The following is an 8,904-nucleotide window of genomic DNA, read 5'->3' on the forward strand; positions in this document are numbered from 1 at the left end:
GGCATAGGCCATGCCGAAGCCGAGGCTGGCGTAGTCGTTGGCGCGGATGTGCGGAATGCCGAAGGCGGTGCGGCGGATCTCGGCCGAGAGGCCGGTGTCCGAAGGTGTGGCCCAGCCGCTGCCGGTTGTGCTTGCGCAGCCGGCCAGCGCCGCAAGCGCGGCCATGGCAAGCGTGCCGCGCAGTGCGAATCCCTGCATGAATCGCTGCATTGTGCGTAGTCTCCTGATGTTGTTATCAGCGGCCGCGTCTGTGCGCAGCCACCGTCGCATCCTCAATCGGACGGGTCTGATCTGAAAGAGGTATTCCCGCCAGAGTTGGGGTTAATCCCGCCACGTGGATTGCTGCCCGTGCCTATACTGCGGCATGCCCAACATCGACCTGCTGACCTTTCCCGACGCCGGCTTTTCCGCACTGGCAACGGCTGCTGACACGCTTGGCGTGGCCAACGCGCTGGCTTCCATGCAGGCCGGCAAGCGGGCCAATGCCGCCAAGACCCCGGTGTTCGGCTGGCGGCTCGTTGCGCGTGACCCCGGGCGCTGGCAGGCGTCCGCAGAGACGCTCGCTTGCCGCTGCGATGCGCTACCGGAAGACGACGCCTTGCTTGGCGATGCGCTGATCGTCCCGCCGCTGCACTTCGATCACATCGGCACGATGGAGCAGCGCCTGGCCCTGCTGGAGCTGGAACGCGCCACCATCCGCCGCTATCTGGAGGCGGGCCGGCTGGTGGCGTCACCCTTTACCGGTGTGGCGATGCTGGCCGACGTGCTGGCACCCGGTCAGCGGCTGACGGTGACATGGCTGATTGCCGGCTGGGTGCAGGGCAATTTCCCGCAGTTGAAGGTGGTGCCGGCGCAGGCCATTGTCAGCAGCGGCAACGTCATTACCGCGCGGGCGATGGAGCATGGTGTGGCGTTGATGCACCGTGTCGTGGCGCGGCTGGCCGATGCACGGCTGGCGCGCACGCTGGGCAATACGGCGCTCGACCACCCATCACGCGGCGAGGCCATCGGTATCTGGCTGCGCAGCAGGCCGGCCATTCGCGACAGTGTCGTGCTGCGCGCGCGACGCTATCTGCAGCAGCATCTGCATGAGCCATTCGATCTGGGGAAACTCGCCGCCGCCGCGTCGACCAGCGAGCGGACGCTGCTGCGGCATTTCACGAAGACGGTAGGGACGTCGCCGCTGCAATTGCTGCACCAGCTGCGCGTGGAGCGCGCGTGTCACCTGCTGGAAGTCAGCACGCTGAGCCTGACGGCGATTGCCGAACAGTGCGGCTATCAGGATATGTCCGCCTTCCGGCGATTGATCCGACGGCACACGGGGCGACCGCCGGGAGAGCATCGGCGCGCCCATTCCGTGCGCGCCGAGTTGCGGAACTAGGTGGCCTTTTTCTTCTCGCCGATGCGGCTTTCCTTGCCGGCCAGCAGCTTGGCGATATTGGCGCGGTGGCGCGCGATCAGCAGCACGGCCATCAGTGCAACGGCGCCGGCAATCCAGTCGAAACCGAACATCAGCACATAGAAGAACGGCGCAAACACCGCCGACACCAGCGCCGCCAGCGACGAATAGCGGAAGAACACGGCGATGATGATCCACGTTGCCAACGTCGCCAGGCCCAGCCAGACGTTGAGCGCCAGCAGGATGCCGGCCGCCGTTGCCACACCCTTGCCGCCGACAAAGCGGTGGAACACCGGATACAGGTGGCCCAGGAACACGGCGATCACCACCAGCGCGATGCCGGTCTCGTCCACGCCAAAGCGCGGGGCCAGCAGTTGTGCAAGCCACACCGCCAGCCAACCCTTGGCCGCATCGCCCAGCAGCGTCAGGATCGCGGCCTTCTTGTTGCCCGAGCGCAGCACGTTGGTGGCGCCCGGGTTGCCCGAGCCGTAGGTACGCGGGTCCGCCAGACCCATGGCGCGGCTGACCACCACGGCAAACGAGATCGAGCCGATCAGGTAGGCGGCCACGGCAAAAACAACGGTTGCGACGACTGGGGACATAGGTGTTCTGTGAATTCAGGCTGCGCGATTGTAGCGTGGCCGCAAGCGTGCACCAGCCACCCCGGACGTTTCAATCGGGGTTTGCACAGTGCACGGGCTGCGCGTTCAGCACCGTGGTCAGCGCCGTGGGCGCGATGCTTACCAGAAAGCCGCGCCGGCCGCCGTTGATATAGATGCGCTCCAGCTCCAGCACGGAGGCTTCCACGTACACCGGCATCGCCTTGCGCACGCCAAACGGCGACGTGCCGCCGACCAGGTAGCCGCTGTGCCGCTGTGCCACTTCGGGCTTGCACGGCTGCACGCTCTTGCGGCCAGTTTGGCGTGCGAGGTTCTTGGTGGAGACCGAGCAATCGCCGTGCATCAGCACGATCAGCGGCTTGGCATGCTCGTCTTCCATCACCAGTGTCTTGACGACGGCGTGTTCATTCACGCCAAGCTGGCGCGACGATTCGGTCGTGCCGCCCTTGTCGACATAGTCGTAGGTGTGTTCAGTAAAGGCCACGCCATGCGCCTTGAGGAACTGCGTGGCGGGCGTTTCGGAAACGTGCTTGGACTTGCTCATGTGGAGGAAGGCGGGATGCTATCCACGCGGATGGTGCTGCGCATGCAGCGTGCGCAGCCGCTCACGTGCGACGTGGGTGTAGATCTGCGTGGTGGAAATGTCCGCGTGGCCGAGCAGCATCTGCACTACGCGCAAATCGGCGCCGTGGTTGAGCAGATGCGTGGCAAATGCGTGCCGCAGCGTATGCGGCGAGAGCGGTGCGTGAATATCAGCCAGCAATGCGTAGCGTTTGATCAGGTACCAGAACGCCTGGCGCGTCATGCCCTCGCCGCGGGCGGTGACGAACAGGGCATCGGCGGTGCGCTCGCCGAGCAGCGCCGTGCGGCCCGTTTGACGATCCTGGAGATAGCGCCGCAGCCAGTCACCGGCCTCGGCGCCAAATGGCACCAGCCGGTCCTTGCCGCCCTTGCCGCCGATCACGCGCACCACGCCTTCGTTCAGGCCCACTTCCACGGTCTTCAATGCGATGATCTCCGACACGCGCAGGCCGCTCGCATACATCAGCTCGATCATGGCGCGGTCCCGCAGACCGAGCGGCGTGTCGACATCAGGCGCTTGGATGAGCGCCTCGACCTGTGCTTCGGACAGCGTCTTCGGATAGCGCGGTGGTTGCTTGGCCGTGGGCAGTAGGCGCGACGGATCGGTGGTCACCACGTGTTCGCGCAAGGCCCATACAAAGAAGCGCTTGAACACGGTGCGACGTCGGTTTGCCGTGGAGGCGCGGCTCTCGGCATGTCGCGCGGCAAAGTAGTCGGCAAGGTCGCCGTCTTCGGTTTCGGCAATGGATTTGCTGCGCTCGGCCAGCCAATGCGCGTACAGCGTCAGGTCGCGCCGGTACGCATCGAGCGTGTTGCGCGCGAGGCCATCTTCGAGCCAGAGCGCATCGCAGAAACGTTGGATGGCGTCAGCACTCTGCGGGGGCAGGGCAGGGGCTTCGGCGTCTTTCAGTGCGGCCTTTCTCATATCAGCATCACGCCTTCATGGCGCAGCAGCCAGTGCTTGATGTTCAGCAGGTAGCCATCGGTATGGTGCGAGAACCCGCCAATGCCCGAGGCGCTCACCACGCGGTGGCATGGGATGAGGATCGGAAACCAGTTGCCGCCGCACGCCTGGCCCACCGCGCGCGGCACGCTGCCGATCTGGTGGGCGATGGTGCCGTAGGTGATCACGCTGCCGCACGGGATGGCGCGGATGGCATTCCACACGCGGTGCTGAAAATCCGTGCCGGCAGGCGTGAGCGGTATATCGAAGGCGGCGTTGGGGTTGCTGTAGTACGCATCGAGCTGGTGGGCCAGTTTGCGGATCAGCGCATTGCTGGAATCGACCGTGGGCGTGCTCTCCGGCAGGTAGACGAGTTCACGCAGGGTGCCGTCGGCCACGCGCACGCCCAGCTTGCCGAAGGGCGCTTCGAGAACGGCATCGAAAGGGGAGTGCATGACGGCGAAGTCCGGCGCGGAAAAACGATCCCGCGAATCTAGCACGTCGCTCGGCGCCGGGCGTGCGCCGCGATACGTAGCATCGCGGCCCGCGGGTTTGCAGGCGGATCGTCAGCTTCCGAGCAGCCCGCTTTTCAGATCCCGGTCGACCGGGTTGTTGCCGATGAAGATGCTGAGCACGGCCTGGTAGAAATCTTCGCCGGGGATGGGCTTGCCGCGTGCCACGCCGTTGATGCTGACCGTGGTGCCGGCGTCAGGCGTGTAGTCGAAGTTGATGGTGTCGCCACGGCGGGTGGAGCCGATCTGCCGCATGGCGTCTTCCAGCTGCGTCAGACGGTCGGACAGCCGCTGCAGCTGGATTTCGGTCTGGTTGCGGTGGATGCCGTCATTCAGCGCGTGAATGAAGGTGTCGGCACCCACATCGCGCAGCGGGTGGATCTGCAGCCGCTTCGGCCCCTTCATGGCCAGGACCAGCGCCGCATTCTTCGCGCGTTCAGGCAGGTACAGGCCCGCCACATAGCCCTTGATGACGAACACCGAGCGCAGCCCCGTGCCGTTGAGCGGCAGTTCGCGGCCGGCAAGGCGCGTTGCGTCGTCAAAGTGCACGCCCTCGAGGTCCACTGTCGCCCAGGCCGGCAGCGTGCAGGCGGCCAGCAGTGCGGTGCCTGCAATGCCGTGGCGCCATGCGCGCCGAACCACGGGCATGCGATTGGATGCACCGGCACGCACTTCACGCAATGCGCGACGAAGAAAAAACAGGGCGGAGAACATCGAAAACAAGCGTTTTTTTGTGAGGCTCTATTTTTGCAAATTTCTATTTCAAAACCATTGGTGTCTGCCCTGATTCGCAACCGTTTGCGTACCGCCAGGTATAAGGGGTGGCTTCATCTAGCGTTAACCACGGTTTCTTCTATTTGTGCTAGATGTGAATTGTCTTGTTTTTAAAACAATAGCCGCCCCTGACTCCAATGGGGAATTAAAGCGCGGGATATTGCGTTGCCGTCAGGCTGCCAGCGCCCAGGCGACGTGTTCACGCACGAGTTCGGAGGGGTGATCGGCCCGCGCATGCAGCGCAGCCCGCAACTGCGCACGCGATGCGTCCGGCAACGGCCCGCGCAATGCATTGCCCAGCGCAATCGCAATATTGCGCAGCCAGCGCTCATGCCCGATGCGCCGGATCGGGCTGCCCTCCAGGCGCTGGTTGAATTCGCTTTCGGTCCAACCGAACAGGTCGACCAGCGTGGCCGCATCCAATCCATTGCGCACGTCGAAATCCGGCAGGTTGGCCGGCACCGCAAACTTGTTCCACGGGCAGATGAGCTGGCAATCGTCGCAACCATAGACGCGATTACCCATCGCCTCGCGCAACTCCACGGGGATGCTGCCCTTGTGCTCGATGGTCAGGTACGAGATGCAGCGGCGCGCGTCCACCGTGTACGGGGCGACGATGGCCTGCGTGGGGCAGACGTCAATGCAGCGCGTGCAATTGCCGCAATGCGGCTCGACTGGCGGGTCGACTGGCAGCGGCAGGTCGACCAGGATCTCGCCGAGGAAGAACATCGAGCCGGCATCGCGATCAAGCAGCAGCGTGTGCTTGCCGCGCCAGCCCAGGCCGCCGTTGCTGGCCAATGCCACCTCCAACACCGGTGCGGAATCCGTGAACACGCGAAAGCCATAGGGCCCGACCGCGCCGGCAATCTTCTCGGCCAGCTTCTGCAAACGCTGGCGCAGCACCTTGTGGTAGTCCCGGCCGCGCGCATAGAGCGAGATGGTGGCATCTTCGGGGCGGCGCATGCGGTCCCACTCGACGGTGCGCCAGTCGCTGCCTGCTGCTGGCTGATCCGGGCGCGCATTGGTGTCATGTGGCAGATACGGCATGCGTGCGACCACGGCGCGTACCGTTCCGGCAACAAGTTCGGCGGGACGTGCGCGGAGCAATCCATGGTTCGCCATATAATCCATGTCACCGTGAAACCCCTGCGCAAGCCACGTCTGGAGCCCTTCTTCAGCGTGCGAGAGGTCGACGCTGGCGATGCGGATCGCATCGAAGCCGAGCTCGGCGCCCCAGGCGCGGATCTGCGCAACCAGCGCAGCAACATCTGCCGCATTAGCAGGCAGGCGTGCATCGAGGTTTGTGTCGAGCGATGGCGTGGGGGTGGCGGACATGCCCAAATTGTACGCAATGCCTACTGTGCCCCCTGTTGCCACACCCGCTGGTCTGAACTCACCGCTTGCCGAGCGCACCGTGCCGCTTGTCGACGAGGCGGCCACTTCGGCCTTCGGAGCGGCGCTCGCTCAGGCCGTGCTGGCGCTGGGTCCGCGGCCCGTGCAGGTGCAACTCTCAGGCGATCTGGGGGCGGGCAAGACTACGCTGTCGCGCGCCATCCTGCGCGGCCTGGGCCATACCGGGCGCGTGCGCAGCCCCACCTATACCCTGGTTGAGCCGTATGACGTGACGGGAACCACCGGCACACAGAAGGTCTATCACTTCGACCTGTACCGCTTTGCCGACCCCGAAGAATGGACCGACGCCGGCTTTCGCGATTGCTTTGCCGAACCCGCGCTGTGCCTGGTCGAATGGCCCGAGAAGGCACAGGCGTTGCTTGGTACGCCCGATCTTCATATCGCTTTGGCCGTTGACGTTGTGCACGAAACCTACGATGACGGCGTTGAACATGCACCGCGCCTGGCCCATCTGAGTGCTTGCACGCAGACCGGCCTTCAACTCTTACAGTCGTTGCAACCTCTGCCCCCATGCTGATCAAGCATCTGCCGACCGATCAACCGGACGATTCCACCCTGCCGAGCCACGCCCGCAGGCAATGGCTCACGCGCATGGCCAAGGCTGGTGCGGGAACCGTCATCCTCAGCCTGGCCGGCACGCAGATCGCACGCGGCGCCAACATCGTGGCGGTGCGCGTGTGGCCGGCGGAGGACTACACGCGCGTGACCATCGAATCCGACGTCGCGCTCAAGGCCACGCACCAGCTCATCAAGGATCCGGACCGCCTGATGGTCGATGTCGAGGGGCTGGATCTGAACCCGACCTTGCGCGAGCTGGTTGCCAAGATCACGCCGAACGATCCGTACATCCGCCAGGTGCGCGTGGGCCAGAACCGGCCCAGCGTGGTGCGCCTGGTGTTTGACCTGAAGGAAAGCGTCAACCCGCAGGTCTTTACGCTGCTGCCGATTGCCGGCTATCGCAACCGGCTGGTGTTCGACCTGTACCCGACCAACCCGCCCGATCCGCTGATGCAGCTCGTGCAAGCGACCGAAAGCAAGCAGGAGCGCTTTGCTGCCTCGGGCGGCACGCCGGTGCCGCAGTCGTCCGCGGCGGACGACGATGATCCGATTGCCGCGTTGGCCCGCCGTGAGAGCAGAGGGGGGGCGACTGCGCCCGCCGTGCCGCCGGTGACCGACTCGCGCCCGACGATTGCCAGCCGCCCGCCACCGGTCAAGACGCCGCCCGTGAAACCCGCGACGCCGCCATCGACGCTTGCCAATGCGCCGATGACACCGCCGCTGGAGATCGTGCCCGAGCAGCCCGTGCCGCGTGGGCCGGCAGGCGGCACGCGCATGCGCCGCCTGCTGACCGTCGCCATCGACCCCGGTCATGGCGGCGAAGACCCAGGCGCCACTGGTGCTGCGGGCACGCATGAGAAAGACGTGGTGCTGTCGATTGCCCGCATGCTCAAGGCCAAGATCGACGCCCAGCCCAACATGCGCGCCATGATGACGCGCGATTCAGACTACTTTGTCCCGCTGGGCGTGCGCGTGCAGAAGGCACGGCGCGTGCAGGCCGACCTGTTCGTCTCCATCCACGCCGATGCATTCGTCACGCCGGAAGCGCGCGGGGCGTCCGTGTTTGCGCTCTCTGACCGTGGTGCCTCCAGCGCGCAAGCCAAGTGGCTCGCCAACAAGGAGAACGCCGCGGACATGATTGGCGGCGCCAACCTGGGCTCGAAGGACGCACAGGTCACGCGCGTGCTGCTGGATCTCTCGACCACCGCGCAGATCAGCGACAGCATGAAGGTCGGCAAGGCCGTGCTGGAGCAGATTGGCGGCATCAACCGCCTGCACAAGGGGGCCGTCGAGCAGGCCGGGTTTGCGGTGCTCAAGGCGCCGGATATTCCGTCGATCCTGGTTGAGACGGCCTTCATCTCCAACCCGGAAGAAGAGGCCAAGCTCAACGATCTGGGCCATCAGAATCAACTGGCTGACGCGATCCTGCGCGGCATCCGCGCGTACTTCGCCAAGAACCCGCCGCTGTCGCACAACTCGGGCGTCTGATGGCCGAAGTCATCTTGCGCCAAGGTAGTGCGGCCGATGCGGACACCATCGCCAGCATCCATACGCGGAGCTGGCAGAGCGCGTATCGTGGGCTCGGCATCCTGACGGACGCCTACCTCGATGGCGCGGTGCAGGCCGACATGCAGACGAAGTGGCACGAGCGCATGATGGCTCCTGCTGCTGGCCAGCACGTCTGGTGTGTCGATCTCGATGGTCAGACCATCGGGTTTCTCTGCGCGCTGCTGCATGACGACATGCCGTGGGGCGCGCTCGTCGACAACCTCCACCTACTGCCCGCCGCACGCGGCCACGGCGTCGGCAAGCGATTGATGGGCGAAGCTGCCCGCTGGGCCTCAGCCCAAGGTGTCGCGCAACTCCATCTGCTGGTGTACGAGGTGAACACCGCCGCAATCGGCTTCTATGAAGCCCTGGGTGGTGTGCCGGTCAGCCGCGATTGGCTGGAGACGGCCGATGGCGGGCATGCGTGGGTGCACACCTACCACTGGCCGGAAACGACGGGCTTGATGGCCCTGTGACTACGCCGGGCGGCTGGCCGGTGCGCCAGCATTGGCTTCGGTATGCGCCATGCGATCCGCATATTTGCGCGCCAGCGCC

The 8,904-nt window shown here is 65.2% G+C and carries 11 protein-coding genes; 4 read left to right on the plus strand and 7 right to left on the minus strand.

The window, feature by feature from the left end; all coding sequences use genetic code 11:
* Window positions 1–210: penicillin acylase family protein (locus tag JHD73_RS24715; protein WP_199032815.1), on the minus strand; the 210-nt coding region annotated here is incomplete at its 3' end.
* A 154-nt stretch (window positions 211–364) separates the two neighbouring features.
* Between JHD73_RS24715 and JHD73_RS24720 the strand changes: the two genes are divergently transcribed.
* The gene (locus JHD73_RS24720; protein WP_199032816.1) at window positions 365–1,381 is read left to right on the plus strand and encodes a GlxA family transcriptional regulator; all 1,017 of its coding nucleotides are present in this window, start codon (window positions 365–367) and stop codon (window positions 1,379–1,381) included.
* Here the strand turns inward: JHD73_RS24720 and plsY are convergent.
* The 6 genes from plsY to queG all read right to left on the minus strand — a co-directional run bounded on the left by plsY (window position 1,378) and on the right by queG (window position 6,165).
* Window positions 1,378–2,001 carry a glycerol-3-phosphate 1-O-acyltransferase PlsY gene (gene plsY, locus JHD73_RS24725; protein WP_199032817.1) on the minus strand — a complete coding sequence of 208 codons (624 nt, stop codon included), beginning with the start codon at window positions 1,999–2,001 and terminating at the stop codon, window positions 1,378–1,380. The two genes, JHD73_RS24720 and plsY, sit on opposite strands and share 4 nt — an antisense overlap.
* Before the next feature lie 70 nt (window positions 2,002–2,071).
* The gene (gene ybaK / locus JHD73_RS24730; RefSeq protein ID WP_199032818.1) at window positions 2,072–2,563 is read right to left on the minus strand and encodes a Cys-tRNA(Pro) deacylase; all 492 of its coding nucleotides are present in this window, start codon (window positions 2,561–2,563) and stop codon (window positions 2,072–2,074) included.
* Between the two features lie 18 nt (window positions 2,564–2,581).
* Window positions 2,582–3,526 carry a site-specific tyrosine recombinase XerD gene (xerD, locus tag JHD73_RS24735; RefSeq protein WP_199032819.1) on the minus strand — a complete coding sequence of 315 codons (945 nt, stop codon included), beginning with the start codon at window positions 3,524–3,526 and terminating at the stop codon, window positions 2,582–2,584.
* The gene (locus tag JHD73_RS24740; RefSeq protein ID WP_199032820.1) at window positions 3,523–3,999 is read right to left on the minus strand and encodes a methylated-DNA--[protein]-cysteine S-methyltransferase; all 477 of its coding nucleotides are present in this window, start codon (window positions 3,997–3,999) and stop codon (window positions 3,523–3,525) included. Before JHD73_RS24740 ends, xerD begins: the two co-directional genes overlap by 4 nt.
* A gap of 111 nt (window positions 4,000–4,110) precedes the next feature.
* The gene (locus JHD73_RS24745) at window positions 4,111–4,770 is read right to left on the minus strand and encodes a chalcone isomerase family protein (protein WP_199032821.1); all 660 of its coding nucleotides are present in this window, start codon (window positions 4,768–4,770) and stop codon (window positions 4,111–4,113) included.
* Between the two features lie 231 nt (window positions 4,771–5,001).
* Entirely contained in the window at window positions 5,002–6,165 is a 1,164-nt protein-coding gene (gene queG, locus JHD73_RS24750; protein WP_199032822.1) for a tRNA epoxyqueuosine(34) reductase QueG, read from the minus strand.
* Window positions 6,166–6,181: 16 nt separating this feature from the next.
* On the opposite strand from queG, the gene tsaE reads away from it, so the two are divergent.
* The 3 genes from tsaE to JHD73_RS24765 are packed head-to-tail and all read left to right on the plus strand — an operon-like array spanning window position 6,182 to window position 8,825.
* On the plus strand, window positions 6,182–6,760 hold the full coding sequence (tsaE, locus tag JHD73_RS24755; protein WP_199032825.1) for a tRNA (adenosine(37)-N6)-threonylcarbamoyltransferase complex ATPase subunit type 1 TsaE: 579 nt from the start codon (window positions 6,182–6,184) through the stop codon (window positions 6,758–6,760).
* A complete protein-coding gene (locus JHD73_RS24760; RefSeq protein ID WP_199032823.1) occupies window positions 6,754–8,289 on the plus strand; it encodes an N-acetylmuramoyl-L-alanine amidase in 1,536 nt (511 codons plus the stop codon). Before tsaE ends, JHD73_RS24760 begins: the two co-directional genes overlap by 7 nt.
* Window positions 8,289–8,825, plus strand: a complete 537-nt coding sequence (locus JHD73_RS24765) for a GNAT family N-acetyltransferase (protein ID WP_199032824.1) — start codon at window positions 8,289–8,291, stop codon at window positions 8,823–8,825. Before JHD73_RS24760 ends, JHD73_RS24765 begins: the two co-directional genes overlap by 1 nt.
* Window positions 8,826–8,904 lie beyond the last annotated feature (79 nt).

Source organism: Ralstonia sp. ASV6 (assembly GCF_016429285.1).
GTDB lineage: Bacteria > Pseudomonadota > Gammaproteobacteria > Burkholderiales > Burkholderiaceae > Ralstonia > Ralstonia flaminis.

Coding starts and splice junctions, on each gene's coding strand:
- queG (WP_199032822.1), bottom strand. CDS start 6,165: ATGTCCGCCACCCCCACGCCATCGCTCGACACAAACCTCGATGCACGC.
- JHD73_RS24720 (WP_199032816.1), top strand. CDS start 365: ATGCCCAACATCGACCTGCTGACCTTTCCCGACGCCGGCTTTTCCGCA.
- JHD73_RS24745 (WP_199032821.1), bottom strand. CDS start 4,770: ATGTTCTCCGCCCTGTTTTTTCTTCGTCGCGCATTGCGTGAAGTGCGT.
- tsaE (WP_199032825.1), top strand. CDS start 6,182: ATGCCTACTGTGCCCCCTGTTGCCACACCCGCTGGTCTGAACTCACCG.
- plsY (WP_199032817.1), bottom strand. CDS start 2,001: ATGTCCCCAGTCGTCGCAACCGTTGTTTTTGCCGTGGCCGCCTACCTG.
- JHD73_RS24740 (WP_199032820.1), bottom strand. CDS start 3,999: ATGCACTCCCCTTTCGATGCCGTTCTCGAAGCGCCCTTCGGCAAGCTG.
- xerD (WP_199032819.1), bottom strand. CDS start 3,526: ATGAGAAAGGCCGCACTGAAAGACGCCGAAGCCCCTGCCCTGCCCCCG.
- JHD73_RS24765 (WP_199032824.1), top strand. CDS start 8,289: ATGGCCGAAGTCATCTTGCGCCAAGGTAGTGCGGCCGATGCGGACACC.
- JHD73_RS24760 (WP_199032823.1), top strand. CDS start 6,754: ATGCTGATCAAGCATCTGCCGACCGATCAACCGGACGATTCCACCCTG.
- ybaK (WP_199032818.1), bottom strand. CDS start 2,563: ATGAGCAAGTCCAAGCACGTTTCCGAAACGCCCGCCACGCAGTTCCTC.